We start from the raw sequence: 16856 nt of genomic DNA, 5'->3' as shown, positions 1-16856 counted from the left end.
CACTCCGTCCTGCTGCTTGCCCCATGAGAAAGCGGCTCCGGCAACGGCTGCCGGAGCCTGGTCAGATTGCTATTGGCCGGTGACGATCTTGGTCCAGGTGCGGGTGATGATGCGCTGGGTCTTGGGATCGTAAGGCGATACGGTGTAGAGCTTCTGCAAGGTGGCTGCATCCGGATAGATCGCCGGATCTTCCAGGATCGCCTTGTCAATGAACTGCTGCGAAGCCTTGTTGCCGTTGGCATAGAGCACATAGTTCGACGATTTGGCGATCACTTCGGGCTTCATCATGTAGTTCAGGAACTCATGCGCTTCGGCGACATGCGCTGCACCGGCCGGGATCGCCATCTGGTCGAACCACATCTGGGCACCTTCCTTCGGCACCGAGTAGCCGATCTCGACACCCTGCTTGGCTTCGTCCGCGCGGTTGCGGGCCTGGAAGACGTCACCCGACCAGCCGACCGCCAGGCAGATGTCGCCATTGGCCAGGGCGTTGATGTATTCGGAGGAGTGGAACTTGCGGATATAGGGCCGGACCTTCAGCAAGGTTTCTTCGGCCTTGGCAATCTCATCGGGCGACGTGCTGTTCGGATCGAGGCCCAGATATTTCAGTGCCGCCGGTATGATGTCGGCCGGCGAATCCAGTACATAGACGCCGCAGTCCTTCAATTTGGCCAGGCTTTCGGGATTGAAGAACACGTCCCAGCTGTCGATCTTGTCGGTGCCGAGCGCTGCCTGCACCTTCTTGATGTTGTAGCCGATGCCGACCGTACCCCACATGTAGTTGATCGAATATTCGTTGCCGGGATCATATTTGGCGGTCCGTTCCATGACCGTGTCCCACATATTTGAAATGTTCGGCAGTTTCGACTTGTCGAGCTTCTGGAACACACCCGCCTGGATCTGGCGTGCAAGGAAATTGCCGCTGGGCACGACGACATCGTAGCCGCTGCCGCCGGCGAGCAGTTTCGTTTCCAGGATCTCGTTGGAATCGAAAGTGTCGTAGACGACCTTGATGCCGGTTTCCTTGGTGAAGTCGTCGATGATCGAACTGTCGATATAGTCCGACCAGTTGAAGACGTTGACGACGCGATCCTCGGCATGCGCGCCAAAGGTAAAAACTGCCAGAAACGCCGAAGTCGCCGAAAGCCAGAGCGCTTTGCGGGTCATGCTATTCTCCTTTGATGAGTGTTCCGTCGCCAGCTCGTCGCGGCGTCCGCGCGGCTGGGCATTTGCTTCAAGGTATTGGGCTTGCAGGCAGGCGACAAGCGCGAATTGCCGGCGCCATTATCGTTCGGCGGCGAGCCGACAGCGAAGACCTGGCGTGGCGTTGGTGGTGTTCCGACGCCGTCGGAAGCTTTCGCTACGGCGCGGGCAGGGAGACGACGATATTGTCCGGCCTCGATGCGGCCGGCATGGAGACTTGGCAAGATACGCCTGTCTTGTTGTTGCCGTGATCGCAGCCTGCCCGCGCGGCTGCGACGTTGTCAATGGTTCATCTCGCTTTGACGCGCGCACTGCATCAATTAGGTGACGGCACACCGGTGACGCCCGCTCGCGCGGGCCGCGTCTGGCGCTTGAACTCGAGCCCGATATGGACGAGGAGCGCGGTGACGACGACGGCACCGCCGACGATGGTACGCGCCGACGGCACCTCGGAATGAATGAGCCAGACCCAGATCGGGCCAAGGATCGGTTCGAACGTGCCGAGCAGCGCCGCGACGGCGGCCGGAACAAGCCGGGCTCCGGTGGCGAAGAAGGCGAGACCGAGTCCCAGATTGATCACGCCAAAGGCAAAGAGGAAGCCCATATCGTGGCTGGAGACGCCCAGCGCCGACGCCTGCGATGCCGCAAAGGCGGCCGCCAGCATCGTGCCGAGGCAGGTCGCCGGCGTCATGCGCACATGGGCAAAGCGGCGCGTGATGACGGTGGCGATCGAGAACATGACAGCGATGAGCAGCGCCAGCCCGTCGCCGATTGGCGACACCGCGCCATCGAGCGATTCCGACACCATGATGGCGACGCCGACAATAACGGCGGCGATCGCCACCCAGGTCGCCACCGCCACCCGTTCGCGAAACAGCGCCCAGGCAAACAGCGCCGCCAGAAGCGGCACGCCGGCCTGCATCAACAGGATGTTGGCGACGGTGGTATAGGCAAGCGCCACGACGAAAGAGGTCGACGCCGTGGCGAAGCAGAACGCCACCGCAAGGCCGGCCAGGCCCATGCCGCGAAACAGCTTCAGCGTGCCACGCCAGCCATCGCGCCAGACCATGAAGCAGAGCAGGAAGGCGGCGGCCCAGACCGAGCGCCAGAACACCACCGTCCAGCTGTCGGCGTTGTCGATGAAGCGCGCAATGCTGCCGCCGAAGCTCCACATCAACGCCGACAGGAATACCAGCAGGAAGCCGACGCGTTCGCCTTGCGGCGACACGATCGGCGAAGCGGCAACCGGAGATGATGCGGTATCGGTCATGGGTATGACTGTCGGCGAATTCGGAGCAGCACGATGTGCAATGGACGACAGAGACGTGCCTCATTCGCGTAACGCAAAGCAGAAGGCCGGGCGTGATCCAGTTCGATGTTCCGTTTGGCGCACTGATGAGGGCGCCTCGCCCCTCGCCCGGCGATGATCCGAGGCGACTTGTCGATGATGCGTTACGAGGTGCTCTTGTTGCCGCGGATAAAACGCCAGAGACCGGCCAGCGGAACCAGCAGGAGCAGGCCAAACTTTTTCAGCGCGATCAGCGCCACGACCAGAAAACCTGCTTTCGCCGCCAGCTTGCCGGCAATCAGGCCACCGACGCCAATCGCCGCAACCGTATCGACGCCCGGCACGAAATCGGCGTATGTCTTGCCGGTATTGAAGTCCGCGAGGCCAAGCACCTCATCCAGGCTTTGCCTTATCTCCGGCAATTGTTCCACCGTCGCGATATAGCTCATCACGAAGACGCCCTCCCTGCCAAGGAAACGGACGTCGTAGTTGAGCGTATGGGCGGCATCGTTGCCAAATTGCAGCTCCTTGGCCCAGTGCAGGCGCTTGTGGGCCGCGTCATAAACCGGCGGCGACGCCCAGCCGATCAGCGTAATGGGCGCATAGCCATCCTTTACCCTCTGATCGTTGCCGGACAGAGTGTCTGACTGCATGTTGCGCAGCAGTTCATTGTAATCGATGGACGCGGCGTCGCTGTCGTCGACGTAACCGATCTTTTCCCAGCGCAGCTCTATCCCCCAATTGTTGTCGGCAATGGGATCATGGGAGACTGGAAAGATCATGCCGAGGGCATCGGAACCAGAGTCGGGCGGATTGCCCCAGGCTTCGGTGAGGACGGAGAGCGTGTCCTTCTTGTCCAGAAAATAGAACTTGTCCTTGAGGTCGAGATGGATGCCTTCGGCAAGATTTATCGCGCCGGTCTTCGGATCGATCTTGTCCAGGAACGCCTTGCCGGCATCATTGTAGTGTTGATAGGAATTGAAGAAATCCGAGGCCTTTTCAGCCAATGCGGGATCGGCCGAAAACGCGAGCGCCAAGCCAAGCCAAAAAACTGTCCTGCCCATGATTGATCCCCCGACCGTTGCGCAGTTCTTTTTTTTGATACCGTACCGTCAATGCTGAATCAATATTCGGCTGAATCAATATTTTGGCTGAACCAATATTTTGGCCGGCAACCGCGAACCAGCTTACTGGTTGCCGCCGCAGGAACAGATGAGGTCCTTTGGTCGAAGATTCAGCCGCAATATTGCTGGAGCCGAATCACTGGAAATCGAACGCCGACAGTCCCGTGACCATCTCGTCGAGGCCGAGCGGACGTGTAACGGGTGGCTCGGCGCGGGCGAGGCAGCCGATGCGTTCGCACAGCCGGCAGGCAGGGCCGACCGGCGTCGCCAGCGCAGCGGCGCTCTGTCCGGTCTTGCCGATGGCGGCCGGCCCCGGCAATGCCGCTCCATAGACGACCTCGTCGCGAAAACCGATGTCGCAGCCGAGCAACAGCGCCGTGAGCCGCGGGCGCTCGGCAAACGAGCCCTGCGGCCCTTCGAGCGTGCGGGCCATGCAGAGGAACGCCGCACCGTCGGGCATTTCCACTGCCTCGACCAGGATCTGGCCGGGCTGGGCGAAGGCGGCATGGACCGGCAGCTTCGGACAGCCGCCGCCGAAGCGGCTTTGCGGAAAGCCGTGGCTGCCCGCCTTGCGGAACCGATTGCCGGCACTGTCGACCTCGAGCATGAAGAACGGCACACCCGACGCACCCGGCCGCTGCAGCGTGGTCAGCCGGTTCGCCGCCTGCTCGAAAGAGACGCCGAAGCGCGACCGCAACATGTCGATGTCATAGCGGGCACGGACCGCAGCGGCGCGAAAAGGCTGATAGGGCATCATCAGCGCGTGCGCGGCATAGCGGCCGAGCTCGAAACGCGCCAGCCGGCGGGCTTCGTCCGTGGTCAGCTTCAGCACCTGGATCTCGGCAGCTACAGCGACGCTCATGCGGATCAGGCAGGCCTCCATCGCCACCTCGCGCAGTTGATCGAATGGCGACAGCCGCTCGGACAGGAACAGGCGCTGCGAGTGACGGTCATAGCGACGCCGCCAGTTGGGCATCGTGGCGACCGGCAGTACCTTGACGACGATGCCGAATTCACGCCGCAGCCAAGCCTTCAACGCACTGAACAGATCGTCGCCGGGATCGAGCACCGACGTGAATGCCTCGGCTTCCTCTTCGAGCGCGGCAAAATGGTTCGGCCGGCGTTCGAAAATCTCATGCACCTCGTCGATCGGCAGCCTGGCACCGGAGAGGGCGGTGGCCTTGCCCTCACGCGCGAGCAGCTCGTTGATATCCGACAATCGCTCGGCCTGCTCGCGATAGGCGCGAAACAGCTTTATGACAGCGGTGGAAGCGTTGGGCGCCGCCTCGGCAAGCTCGATGAGTTCCTGGTCGCCCGGCAGTTCGCCGGCCAGCAACGGATCTGAAAACACTTCCTTCAAATCGGCGACCGACCCCCTCGCCTCGCCCTGCAATTCATGTGGGTCGACCTTGTAGACGGTTGCCAGCCTCAGGATCAGTTGCACCGTCAGCGGCCGCTGGTTGCGCTCGATGAGATTGAGATAGGACGGCGAGATGCCGAGCCCTTCGGCCATCGCCGTCTGGGTCAGCCCCTTGGCGTTGCGGATGCGACGAATGCGCGGCCCGGCAAAGATTTTGTGGTCGGCCAATCGAGTTTCCTTGACAGAAATTTACATCCGCCGATGGCATGGCTGTCTTTACAATCATGACAGATTTACAGCTCTCATCAGTCAAACACAACACAGGTTTTCCCTTATTTTATGACTGATCAGGAGGTTTGCCTCGCTTGCGTCGTGCCGACGTGTAAATGGTGTCACACATATGGCGCACATATTTTCCCTCTGCGACGCCTTCCTAAACCGGCATCAAAACCGCCTGGAGTGATCAATGACCGACTTTTACAACCTCGTCCCGTCGGCGCCGCAAGGCCGCTTTGATGGCATCGAAAGGCCCTATTCGCCGGACGACGTGAAGCGGCTGCGCGGCTCGGTGCAGATCCGGCAGAGCCTCGCCGAAATGGGGGCAAACCGGCTGTGGCAGCTCATCCATGAAGAGGATTTCGTCAACGCGCTGGGTGCCATGTCGGGCAACCAGGCGATGCAGCAGGTGCGGGCCGGGCTGAAAGCGATCTATCTGTCAGGATGGCAGGTCGCCGCCGATGCCAACACCGCTTCCGCCATGTACCCGGACCAGTCGCTTTATCCCGCAAATGCCGCGCCCGAACTGGTCAAGCGCATAAACCGCACCTTACAGCGCGCCGACCAGATCGAGACTTCGGAAGGCAACGGGCTGTCGGTCGACACCTGGTTCGCGCCGATCGTCGCCGACGCGGAAGCCGGCTTCGGCGGGCCGCTCAACGCCTTCGAGATCATGAAGGCGTTCATCGAGGCGGGTGCGGCCGGCGTCCATTACGAGGACCAGCTGGCTTCGGAGAAGAAATGCGGCCATCTCGGCGGCAAGGTACTGATCCCGACCGCCGCACACATCCGCAACCTCAACGCGGCGCGCCTTGCCGCCGACGTCATGGGCACGCCGACGCTGGTCGTGGCGCGCACCGACGCTGAAGCGGCGAAGCTCTTGACCTCCGACATCGACGAACGCGACCGGCCTTTCGTCGATTATGGCGCCGGCCGCACTGCGGAGGGCTTCTACCATGTCAGCAACGGCATCGAGCCCTGCATCGCCCGCGCCGTCGCCTATGCGCCCTATGCGGACCTGATCTGGTGTGAGACTTCCAAGCCAGATCTGGCGCAGGCCAGGACGTTTGCCGAGGGTGTGCGCAAGCATCATCCAGGCAAGCTGCTTGCCTATAATTGCTCGCCGTCTTTCAACTGGAAGAAGAATCTCGACGATGCGACGATAGCGAAGTTCCAGAAGGAACTCGGCGCCATGGGTTACAAGTTCCAGTTCATTACGCTGGCCGGTTTCCACCAGCTCAATTTCGGCATGTTCGAGCTCGCCCGCGGCTACAGGGAGCGGCAGATGGCAGCCTATTCGGAACTGCAGGAGGCGGAATTCGCCGCGGAAGCCAATGGCTACACCGCCACCAAGCACCAGCGCGAGGTCGGCACCGGCTATTTCGACGCCGTCTCAATGGCGATCACCGGTGGCCAGTCTTCGACCACGGCCATGCATGGATCGACCGAGCACGCCCAATTCAGGCCGGCGGCGGAATAGCGGAACAGCAGACAAACAGAGGGAACGCCCAAGCGGGCATGGCAACACAACAGGCAAGGCAACACAGGGAGAAGACCAATGGCATCGATAAGCCGCGTCAAGGAACGGGCCGAAGAGCAGGCCACCAGCATGAATGTCGACCAGCAGGCGACCATCCGCATGCTGGCGAACGATCTGCACAGGCTCAATCAGTCGGTAATGAAGGCGGTCGAGGCCGGCGTCTCGGTCGAACTGGTGCGCTCGGCACGGCACCATGGCGGCGATGGCAACTGGGGCGATCTGCTGATCCCGGTCATCGTCACGCAACGGAGCCACGACTGATGAATTCTACCGCACCGCGCCTTTTTTGAGCGCATGTTATCGCACCCCGCACGCCGCGGCTCTGCCTAGTCCGGCAGAGCCGCTAGTGCAACGATTTCAATGACAAGATCAGGCTGCGCAAGTGCTGCAACGCCGATAACTTCCGAGGGCGGCGGGTTGTTGTAGCTGCAGTGCTTCGGGCAGTGCTCGGCAAAGAATTCGTCCAAGACGTCCAGGCGAAAATTGGGAGAGCTCAGAACGCCGCCATCGGGAAATGGCCCCTTAACAAAGAAGGTCAGCCGGATGAGATGCTCGAGCGCAGTGCCAAGCTCTTCCAGATCTGATTTGATGTTGGTGAGAATTGCGCGCCACTGCGCGGCCGCACCGCCGACCGCGCCGCCGCCGCTTTTGCCGATCGGATCGTAGTCCTCGGCCGTCGCGGTGTTTCCGGAAAGGTAGACAAACCCCTTTGCGCCGGTAACGACCGTACCCTTTCCCCATGGCATCAACCGGCCATTTTTGAATTTCTTGTGAGTCACGAGTTCCATTGTCATCTCCCGTCGATCAAAGAGACGTGTGTAGCCAACGAGGAAGGGTAGTCCGGCGAGGCGATGCGACAAGCTCGCGACAGACTTGCCTCGACTTCATCCAACCTTTCGTCAATCTGGCTATAGCTGCTAGTTGACGCGTTCGCGCTGCACAGCCAAACTTAGCTGAGCCTGCCCGGTTGTGGTGGCGACTTCTCCTTTCGAGCGGCGGCAAAGAAAAGCATTTAATTTTAATTTTAATGTTTCTTGCGATATTCTCCTGATACGCCATTTGAGCTTGACATGAGCAGTGATCTCACGCCAATTACCTCTCGAGTTTCAACCCTGCATTGAAACATTGAACAACGGCCTGCCCCGCCATGTGCCCTGCGAATCGCGACATCGAGACTGCAAAACAGCTGCCTTTCGTCAGCCGGGACATGGAGACGCGGATGCTCCCGGATTTCTCGCGGGTGCTGGTGGTCGGAAAATCACCGATCAACCGCGTCGTGGTTTCAAAGATCGTCGAGCGGTCCGGCCTCAAACCGATCTCGGAAACTCCCGAAACCGCGGCAAAAGCCTTGCATGCGCTGATTCCCGGCACTGTCGTTCTCGACGGCGGTGCGGAGAATGGGGACTGCGACGCCTTGCTGTCGGGTATCGATGCACTGCGAAGGGCGTCAGGCAGATCGCTTCCGTCGGTGATCCTGCTTTCCGTCAAGACCGGCACGCCGGAGAGCCTGGGCCTGTCCAGCGTCATCGATGCAGTGGTCGTCAAGCCGATCACCACCGAACGGCTGCAGCCGGTGATCGACCGGCTGGTCGGGGTCGGCCGCACCTGACGCCTACCGCGATGCCTCGGCTGCAGACCTGATCAATCAATCTCGCCAATATGCTCGATCAAGCCCGGCAGTTCACCGAGATTGGCTATCTGGCGAAAGCGCGGTGCCGAGACCGGCGGCTCGACATGTTCCAGCACCCAGGTGAGCTCATGCGGAACGTGGATGCCCCAACTGCCGGCTTCGATGGCCGGCACGACGTCCGACTTGAGCGAGTTGCCGACCATCATGCCCTTTTCCGGGCCGTCGCCGTGGCGGCTGAAGATGCGGGTATAGGTGGCCGCGCTCTTGTCGCTGACGATCTCGACGGCATCAAACAGCTCGCCAAGGCCGGATTGCGCGAGCTTGCGTTCCTGGTCGAACAGGTCACCCTTGGTGATCAGCACCAGGCGGTAAGCGCCGGCCAGCTTTTCCACGGTCTCGCGCGCATGGGGAAGCGGCTCGATCGGATGGCTGAGCATCTCGCGGCCCGCGGCGAGAATTTCAGCAATGGTTGAGGCAGGCACCTGGCCTTCGGTGACCTCGATCGCCGTCTCGATCATCGACAGCGTGAACCCCTTGATGCCGAAGCCGTAGACCGCGAGGTTGCGCTTCTCGGCCTCCAGCAATCTTGCTGAAATCCGGTCCTCCTCGGCGTGATCGGCGAGCAGTGCGGCAAAGCGCTTCTCGGTCACGCGGAAGAACTGTTCGTTCTGCCACAGCGTGTCGTCGGCATCGAAGCCGATCGTTGTCAGTTTGCGGCTGTGTTGCATTCGACGTCTTCAATTGCGGCGTTGCGGGACGCCGACCCTAGACCAGGATGTTTTTATCCGGAAGTCGTTGTGTTTCCCCGGCTAGTCGAGGCGGACGCCAGCCGGCTCCCCTTCCCTTTCGTCGCCGGCAACGGCTATACTCCACAATCTGCAACAAATCTGGTGATTGATGCCGCCTGCAAAAAAGGAAGTCCGTCCGTCGAGCCGCGGAGGACGCGCCCGCACGCCTGCCTTCGTGAAAAACCAACGTGGCGTCAAGAACTGGAAGGAAGTCAGCGCCTGGCTGGAATGGCGCGGCATCGAAGATATCGAATGCATCACACCCGACCAGGCCGGGGTTGCGCGCGGCAAGATGATGCCATCGAAGAAGTTCACCTCCAACACCTCGCTGGCGCTGCCTTCGGCGGTGTTCATGACAACGATTTCCGGCGGCTATCCGGAGGACGGCAACGGCTTCCACTATCCGGAGGACGACGGCGACCTCAAGCTGATGCCTGACCTCTCGACGCTGACGGTGGTGCCGTGGGAGGAGGACCCTACTGCGGCGGTTATCTGCGACCTCGTCCATCAGGACGGCCGCTCGGTCGAGTTCACGCCGCGCAACGTGCTGAAGCGCGTGCTTGCCGCCTATGACAAGCGTGGACTGAGGCCGGTCGTGGCACCCGAGATCGAGTTCTACCTGGTGCGCAAGAACCCCGATCCGGACTATCCGCTGACCCCGCCGGTAGGTCGATCGGGGCGGCCGATCGGCGGCGGCGCCGGCTATTCGATCGCCGGGGTTAACGAATTCGACGAATTGATCGACGACATCTACCATTTCTCCGAAAGCCAGGGCCTGGAGATCGACACGCTGATCCACGAGGAGGGCGCCGGCCAGCTCGAAATCAATCTGCGTCACGGCGATCCGATCGAGCTCGCCGACCAGGTGTTCATGTTCAAGCGAACCATCCGCGAGGCGGCGCTCAAGCACGAGATCTACGCCACGTTTATGGCCAAGCCGATCCAAGGGCAGCCCGGTTCGGCCATGCATATCCATCAGTCGATCATCGACAAGAAGACCGGCAAGAACGTCTTTTCGGCGGAGGACGGCTCGGAGACCGAGGCCTTCTTCCATTTCATCGGCGGCATGCAGAAACATGTGCCGAACGCGCTGGTGATGTTTGCGCCTTACGTCAATTCCTACCGGCGGCTGACGCAGTCGGCCTCGGCGCCGGTCAACAACAAATGGGGCTACGACAACCGCACCACCGCCTTCCGCGTGCCCCGCTCCGACCCGGCGGCGCGGCGCGTCGAAAACCGCATTCCCTCCTCCGATGCCAACCCCTATCTGGCGCTGGCGGCATCGCTTGCCTGCGGACTGATCGGCATGACCAACAAGATCAAGGCCGAGCCGCCGGTTCTGACGACCGCCAACGAGGACCAGATCGACCTGCCGCGCAGCCTGCTCGAAGCCGTCGACCTGTTCGAGGCAGACGAAGAACTCGGCGCGCTGCTCGGCAAGTCATTTGCCGCCACCTATGCGGCGATCAAGCGAGCGGAATTCGAAACCTTCATGGAAGTGATCAGCCCGTGGGAGAGGGAGTATTTGCTGCTGAATGTGTAGTAGGGGAGTAGGGGAGTAGGGCAATATGGCAGTAGGGCAAGGATGACGGACAAGATCGCATCGTACAGGGATCTGATCGTTTGGCAGCAAGCCATGGACCTAACAGTTGCAATCTACCAGGTGACAAGGACTTGGCCGAAAGACGAGATCTACGGGCTGACGGGTCAGGTGCGTCGGGCAGCAACGTCGGTGCCCGCCAACATCGCCGAGGGTTACGGCCGAGAAAGCCGAGCTTCCTACCAGCAGTTTCTCAGGATCGCCCAGGGATCACTCAAGGAACTGGAGACACACCTTTTAATCGCGCAAAGGGTTGGAATTACCTCTCGCGAGGCGGTCGAGTCATTGATGCCCCACAGCGAGAGCGTAGGAAAGCTCTTGCGGCTTCTGATCCGCAAGCTGTCGGCTGAATAGACACCTACTGCCCTACTGCCCTAGCCGAGCATCATGACTTACCAATCCCCAATCTCCCCCGGCCGCTCCTGGTACGAAGACACGGCCGGGCCAAGGCCCGAATATCCGGCGCTCGACGGCGACCGGACATGCGATGTGGTGATTGTCGGCGGCGGCTTTACCGGCCTGTCGGCGGCGGCTCATCTCGCCACGACAGGCGCGGATGTCGTGCTTATCGAAACGCATCGTTTCGGTGACGGCGCATCGGGCCGCAATGGTGGCCAGCTCGGCACCGGACAACGGGCCTGGGCAGAGGAACTGGAAGCGGAATACGGCTTTTCCCGCGCCAAGGCACTGTTCGACCTGGCCGAAGAGGCCAAGGCGCATCTGCTCGACTTTGCCGCGATGCACCAGATCGAGATCGACTATATGCCCGGCCAGATGTCGGTGGCGCACAAGAAGCGCTATGTCGACGACTACAAGGCGCATGCCGAGATCATGGCGAGCCGTTTCGGCTATCCGCACATCTCATTCATGGATGCCGCGGAGACAGCCGAGCGGCTGGGCTCGACGCATTATTTCGGCGGCACCCGCGACACCGGCACCGGCCATGTCCATCCGCTGAAGCTGGTGATCGGCACCGCGAAAGTCGCGGCAGAGGCCGGCGCAAAGCTTTTCGAGCAGACGCCGTCGACCGGCATCACCTCCGGCGGCGGCAAGGTCAGGGTTGTGACGCCGAAGGGCACGATCACCGCCGCTAAATGCCTGATCGGGGTCAACGCCTATGGCGGCACGCTCGAACCGGTGAGTGCCGCGCATATTATGCCGATCGGCTCCTTCATCGGCGCGACGGTGCCGCTGGGAGCCGATTCCAAAGTGTTGCCGGGTGGCGAGGCGGTCGACGATTCGCGCTTCGTCGTGCGCTATTTCCGCAAATCGAAGGATGGGCGGCTGCTGTTTGGCGGGCGCGAGATCTATGCGGTCAACGATCCCAAGGACATCCACATCCACATCCGCCGGCAGATTGCCGAGATCTATCCGGCACTGAAGGACGTCGAGATCACTCATGGCTGGGGCGGCTATGTCGGCATCACCGTGCCGAGAAAGCCGTTCGTGCGCGAAGTGATGCCCAATGTGACCTCGATCGGCGGCTATTCCGGCCACGGCGTCATGCTGTCGAACTTTTTCGGCAAGCTTTATGCCGAGACGGTCGCCGGCAACCGCGACCGGCTGAAGCTGATCGAGGACCTGAAAATTCCACCCTTCCCCGGCGGCCGGCGTTTGCGCGCGCCACTGCTCTTCCTTGCGCTCAACTGGTACGCGTTGCGGGACAGGATCTAACCAGACGTTGCAGAATCCTTAACCAGGGCGCAGAATTCCCGCCAAGGGCGCAGTGATGCCACAATCGCGGGCGAAAGATGATGCTCGTGGGCAGCTGAATGGGGAATTTTTGCGGGCCTGCCCGCTTTTGGTTTGGGACCGATGCCGATCGAAATGCCGGCTCTCCGGCATGGGTCGTAAGAACATCGGCCCGCAAATGGAGGTGGCAAGTGTGAGAGAGCCCTTCAGTTTCGGCGCGCCGGAACGACGGCGCCTTGCGATGCAATTCGGTTACGATATGCGGCCGACGTTCTGGCACGGGGTCCGGTCGAACGCGCATCTGGTGATAGCCGCGCTTGGCACGGTCGCACTGCTCGGCGTTGCCGCGGTGGCACTGTGGCTGGCATTGCCGGCAAATGAGCGACAAGCGGCCGCAAGTCCTGAGCAGATCGTTCCGACCATCCCGGTCAAGACGACGAAGATCATGCCTGCCAAGGTTGCTGCGGCGCCGCGGACGACGGGCAAGGCAGATGCGGTTTCCCCAGCGGTGGCCGCAGCGGAAGCCGAGATACCAGCGCTGGCTCCCAACGATCCGCGCTGGACAGGGCCAAAGACGGCATCGGCCGCCGCCACGGCAGCATCCGACCAGCTGGCAAGCCAGACCGAGCAGGCGACCGATAAATCGTCTGCTTCGGTGGCATTCGCCGACCCGGCAGCAAAACCCGACGCTGCGGCATTGTTTGCCAAAGTCGCGGCTCCCGGCAGCTCAACGAAAAACAGCGGGCCCGATGGCGCGCAGACCGCCGCCATCCCCACGCCCAAGCCGCAACTGCCGACGCAGACTTCGAGCGAAGACGACAATAGCACCAAGGCAAATTCCGGAAGAGCCAATACTGCCGGTACCGGACGCATCCTGAGATCCGTCACCATGCGCACCGCCCCAAAAAAGAATGCAGCCGCCATTCTCACCGTGCCGGCCAAGACCTCGGTGCAGGTGATGAGCTGCAAGCAATGGTGCCAGATCGTCTACAACGGCAAGCGCGGCTGGATTTACAAGAGCTACGTCAAAACCGGGGCGTAGGGCCGGCAGAGCGATTGCGGGTCGCTCGCCATCAGCCAGTCCTTCGCCGGAGGCCCCGGCCGTTCAAATACAACGTCCGCCGTCGACTTCCAGCGCCACGCCAGTGATGAAAGCCGCTTCGTCCGAAGCAAGCCAAAGCGCGGCATTGGCTATGTCGAGCGGCGTCGAAAGCCGGCCGAGCGGGATCGACGCGCGGAACTTCTCGCGGATCTCGAGTGTGTCGGCGCCCATGAATTTCGCGAGCATGCCGGTCTCGCCGGCAACTGGGCAGAGGCAGTTGACGCGGATGTTCTTCGGCGCGAGTTCCACCGCCATCGATTTGGTCGCGGTGATCGCCCAGCCCTTCGATGCATTGTACCAGGTGAGGCCAGGCCGCGGCCTGATACCGGCCGTGGAGGCCGTCGTCAGGATGACGCCACCGCCTTGCCGTTCCATGACCGGCACCACTGCAAGCGCTGCGTGGTAGATCGCCTTCATGTTGACTGATGTGATCAGGTCGAAGGTCGCTTCGTCGACTTCCAGCATGTCACCGTTGCGATGGGTGTAACCCGCGTTGTTGACCATGATGTCGATGCGGCCGAAGGCGCTCATTGCGGCATTGACCATGTCGTCGAATTCGGACCGCAGCGAGACGTCGGTCTGGGTCCAGATCGCCTTTTCGCCGATCTCGCCGGCAACGCGCTCTGCGCCCTTGGCGTTCAGATCGGCGACGACTACCCGCGCGCCCTCCTCGGCAAAGCGCCTGGCCATGCCCTCGCCAAAGCCCGAGGCAGCGCCAGTGATGATTGCGACCTTATTTTTGAGGCGCATGCTTTTCTCACTCATCGTTGAAAGCGATCGATGACGCGTTTGGCCAGGCCATCGAAAGATGTGCGTCCATCGACGATTTCTCCTTTGGCTTTCGCTGCCATCCGGCTCTATGCTGCAACTGCGAAGGCTCCGGAAGCATCGCTTGCCGACAAGCCTCCGGCCAGCGCCGGTGTCAAGAGCACACGCGGATGTGACGCAATGGCACTGGCAAGTTTAAATCGATTAGATTATATCAGCCGCGTTATCGCGACCGGCGTCACAGCGGACAGACCATGACCAGCCAGATCATTCCCGTCGACCCTTTCGACTTCATCATTTTCGGCGGCACCGGCGACCTCTCGGAACGTAAGCTTCTGCCGTCGCTGTACCACCGGCAGCGCGACCACCAGTTTTCCGAGCCGACGCGCATCATCGGCACATCGCGTTCGAAGATGACCGACGAGGAATTCCAGTCGTTCGCCAGGCAGGCGATTGCCGATCATGTGAAACCGGAGGATATCGACGCCACGGAACTGAAGACGTTCCTCGCGCGGCTCTCCTATATCCCGGCAGATGCAACCACAGGTGCCGGCTTCGACAGGCTGAAGAAGGCGATCGGCGACAGCGAACACATCCGCGCTTTCTATCTGGCTGTGGCGCCGGCGCTGTTCGGCGACATCTCGCACAAGCTGAAGGAGCACGGGCTGATCACGCCGAATTCGCGCATCGTGCTGGAAAAGCCGATCGGCCGCGATCTCGCTTCGGCGCGCGCGCTCAACGACCTGGTCGGCGACGACTTCCATGAAAGCCAGATTTTCCGCATCGACCACTATCTCGGCAAGGAGACGGTCCAGAATTTGATGGCGCTGCGTTTTGCCAACGCGCTCTACGAGCCGCTTTGGAATTCCGCCAATGTCGATCATGTGCAGATCACCGTGGCCGAGACTGTCGGCCTGGAAGACCGCGTCACCTATTACGACAAGGCCGGCGCATTGCGCGACATGGTGCAGAACCACATGCTGCAGCTGCTCTGCCTGGTCGCGATGGAGGCGCCGTCGTCGATGGACGCCGATGCCGTCCGTGACGAAAAGCTGAAGGTGCTGCGGGCGCTGAAGCGCATCAACGGCAACGAAGCGCCGAAGCACACGGTGCGCGGGCAGTATCGTGCCGGCGCCTCGGCCGGCGGGCCGGTGAAAGGCTATGTCGAGGAACTCGGCAAGAACAGCAACACCGAGACTTTCGTTGCGCTCAAGGCCGAGATCGGCAACTGGCGCTGGGCGGGCGTGCCGTTCTACCTCCGAACCGGCAAGCGGCTGGCGACGCGCGTTTCGGAGATCGTCATCGAATTCAAGCCGATCCCGCATTCGATCTTCGGCGAGAGCGCCGGGCCGATCTCCGCCAACCAGCTGGTCATCAGGCTGCAGCCCGACGAGGGCGTAAAGCAGTTCATCATGATCAAGGATCCGGGGCCGGGCGGCATGCGGCTGCGCCAGATTCCGCTCGACATGAGTTTTGCGCAATCCTTCGACGGCCGCGCCCCCGATGCCTATGAGCGGCTGATCATGGACGTCATCCGTGGCAACCAGACGCTGTTCATGCGCCGCGACGAGGTCGAGGCGGCGTGGAAATGGATCGACCCGATCCAGGACGCCTGGGAAAGCGGCAGGCAAGAGGCGCAAGGCTACACCGCCGGCACATGGGGCCCCTCGGCCTCGATTGCGCTGATCGAACGCGACGGGCGGACATGGCACGAGAGCAATTAGGCGGCGCCTACAACTGGCACGAATTTGCCGGACGCCAGGAGTTGGCCACAGCGCTTGCCGGCCACGTCGCCGGCCGTCTGTCAAAGGCGATCGCCGAGCGCGGCACGGCGCTGCTTGCGGTCTCGGGCGGCACGACGCCGGCGAAATTCTTCGCGGCGCTTTCGACCGTTCCGATCGCCTGGGAAAAGGTGACGATAACATTGGTCGACGAGCGCTTCGTGCCGCCCTCATCGCCGCGCTCCAATGCCGGCCTGGTTGCCGCCAACCTGCTGCAGAACGCGGCCGCCGCCGCGAATTTCGTGCCGCTCTACCACGCCGCGGCAAGTATCGAGGGTGCAGCGGTCTCCGACAGCGAGGCGCTGCAAGTGCTGCCCTGGCCACTCGACGTCGTTGTGCTCGGCATGGGAACTGATGGCCACACCGCCTCGTTCTTTCCGGATGCCGAGAACCTGGCAAGATTGCTCGATCCGTCGTCGCAAAGGGTCGTGCTTCCGGTTTATGCGGCAAGCGCCGGCGAGCCACGGCTGACGCTGTCACTGGCGCGGATCATCAAAGCCGCCTTCATCGCGCTGCATATCGAGGGCGCGGAAAAACGCAGCGCATTCGAGGCCGCGCTTGGAACTGGAACACGAAAGCCCATTCGCGCCGTGCTCGATGCCACTCAAAAGCCCGTAGAGGTTTTCTGGGCACCCTGATCTCAACTTGGCTGCAGGTCCCGGCAACAGCCGGAAGGTGTTTGCGGGACCTCGCCTGAAAGGACC

At 61.7% G+C, this 16856-nt stretch carries 16 protein-coding genes; 9 read left to right on the top strand and 7 right to left on the bottom strand.

What is annotated here, in order from left to right; genetic code table 11:
* Window positions 1–69 precede the first annotated feature (69 nt).
* The 4 genes from NKI39_RS02575 to NKI39_RS02560 all read right to left on the bottom strand — a co-directional run bounded on the left by NKI39_RS02575 (window position 70) and on the right by NKI39_RS02560 (window position 5203).
* The gene (locus NKI39_RS02575) at window positions 70–1167 is read right to left on the bottom strand and encodes a polyamine ABC transporter substrate-binding protein (protein WP_352472707.1); all 1098 of its coding nucleotides are present in this window, start codon (window positions 1165–1167) and stop codon (window positions 70–72) included.
* Between the two features lie 352 nt (window positions 1168–1519).
* On the bottom strand, window positions 1520–2473 hold the full coding sequence (locus tag NKI39_RS02570; protein WP_023677450.1) for a DMT family transporter: 954 nt from the start codon (window positions 2471–2473) through the stop codon (window positions 1520–1522).
* Window positions 2474–2655: 182 nt separating this feature from the next.
* Window positions 2656–3555, bottom strand: coding sequence for a DUF2167 domain-containing protein (locus NKI39_RS02565; RefSeq protein ID WP_352502072.1), 900 nt, complete (start codon window positions 3553–3555; stop codon window positions 2656–2658).
* A gap of 196 nt (window positions 3556–3751) precedes the next feature.
* Window positions 3752–5203 (bottom strand): helix-turn-helix domain-containing protein, encoded by a 1452-nt coding sequence (locus NKI39_RS02560; RefSeq protein ID WP_352830555.1) that lies wholly within the window; start codon window positions 5201–5203, stop codon window positions 3752–3754.
* Window positions 5204–5441: 238 nt separating this feature from the next.
* Here NKI39_RS02560 and aceA point away from each other — a divergent pair, with 238 nt between their 5' ends.
* Complete coding sequence (aceA, locus tag NKI39_RS02555; protein WP_352502070.1) at window positions 5442–6731, top strand: isocitrate lyase; 1290 nt, start codon at window positions 5442–5444, stop codon at window positions 6729–6731.
* 78 nt (window positions 6732–6809) lie between these two features.
* Window positions 6810–7052, top strand: a complete 243-nt coding sequence (locus tag NKI39_RS02550) for an SMc00767 family acetate metabolism repressor (RefSeq protein WP_023719402.1) — start codon at window positions 6810–6812, stop codon at window positions 7050–7052.
* A gap of 65 nt (window positions 7053–7117) precedes the next feature.
* Here the strand turns inward: NKI39_RS02550 and NKI39_RS02545 are convergent, their stop codons facing one another.
* Window positions 7118–7651 (bottom strand): RidA family protein, encoded by a 534-nt coding sequence (locus tag NKI39_RS02545; protein ID WP_352502069.1) that lies wholly within the window; start codon window positions 7649–7651, stop codon window positions 7118–7120.
* A 359-nt stretch (window positions 7652–8010) separates the two neighbouring features.
* Between NKI39_RS02545 and NKI39_RS02540 the strand changes: the two genes are divergently transcribed.
* Window positions 8011–8400, top strand: coding sequence for an ANTAR domain-containing protein (locus NKI39_RS02540; protein ID WP_352502068.1), 390 nt, complete (start codon window positions 8011–8013; stop codon window positions 8398–8400).
* 32 nt (window positions 8401–8432) lie between these two features.
* Here the strand turns inward: NKI39_RS02540 and NKI39_RS02535 are convergent, their stop codons facing one another.
* Window positions 8433–9149: an HAD family hydrolase gene (locus tag NKI39_RS02535; RefSeq protein ID WP_352502067.1), complete on the bottom strand. Its 717-nt coding sequence runs from the start codon at window positions 9147–9149 to the stop codon at window positions 8433–8435.
* 169 nt (window positions 9150–9318) lie between these two features.
* Between NKI39_RS02535 and NKI39_RS02530 the strand changes: the two genes are divergently transcribed.
* From NKI39_RS02530 to NKI39_RS02515, 4 genes are all read left to right on the top strand, one after another.
* Window positions 9319–10752, top strand: coding sequence for a glutamine synthetase family protein (locus tag NKI39_RS02530; RefSeq protein ID WP_352457076.1), 1434 nt, complete (start codon window positions 9319–9321; stop codon window positions 10750–10752).
* Between the two features lie 42 nt (window positions 10753–10794).
* Window positions 10795–11163, top strand: a complete 369-nt coding sequence (locus NKI39_RS02525) for a four helix bundle protein (RefSeq protein ID WP_352502066.1) — start codon at window positions 10795–10797, stop codon at window positions 11161–11163.
* Window positions 11164–11196: 33 nt separating this feature from the next.
* Complete coding sequence (locus NKI39_RS02520) at window positions 11197–12483, top strand: NAD(P)/FAD-dependent oxidoreductase (RefSeq protein WP_352503606.1); 1287 nt, start codon at window positions 11197–11199, stop codon at window positions 12481–12483.
* A 259-nt stretch (window positions 12484–12742) separates the two neighbouring features.
* Window positions 12743–13543, top strand: a complete 801-nt coding sequence (locus NKI39_RS02515) for an SH3 domain-containing protein (RefSeq protein WP_352503605.1) — start codon at window positions 12743–12745, stop codon at window positions 13541–13543.
* A gap of 63 nt (window positions 13544–13606) precedes the next feature.
* On the opposite strand, the gene NKI39_RS02510 is transcribed toward NKI39_RS02515, so the two are convergent.
* Window positions 13607–14353: an SDR family oxidoreductase gene (locus NKI39_RS02510; RefSeq protein WP_352503604.1), complete on the bottom strand. Its 747-nt coding sequence runs from the start codon at window positions 14351–14353 to the stop codon at window positions 13607–13609.
* A gap of 272 nt (window positions 14354–14625) precedes the next feature.
* Between NKI39_RS02510 and zwf the strand changes: the two genes are divergently transcribed.
* Window positions 14626–16095, top strand: a complete 1470-nt coding sequence (gene zwf / locus NKI39_RS02505) for a glucose-6-phosphate dehydrogenase (RefSeq protein ID WP_352472717.1) — start codon at window positions 14626–14628, stop codon at window positions 16093–16095.
* Complete coding sequence (gene pgl, locus NKI39_RS02500; protein WP_352503603.1) at window positions 16077–16790, top strand: 6-phosphogluconolactonase; 714 nt, start codon at window positions 16077–16079, stop codon at window positions 16788–16790. The genes zwf and pgl overlap by 19 nt, the downstream gene beginning before the upstream one ends.
* The last annotated feature ends 66 nt before the right edge of the window (window positions 16791–16856 follow it).

Origin of the sequence: Mesorhizobium sp. M0664 (assembly GCF_040320565.1) — a bacterium.
GTDB lineage: Bacteria > Pseudomonadota > Alphaproteobacteria > Rhizobiales > Rhizobiaceae > Mesorhizobium.
Note: the sequence above shows the minus strand (reverse complement) of the source record. Positions and strands in the feature narration are given on the sequence as shown.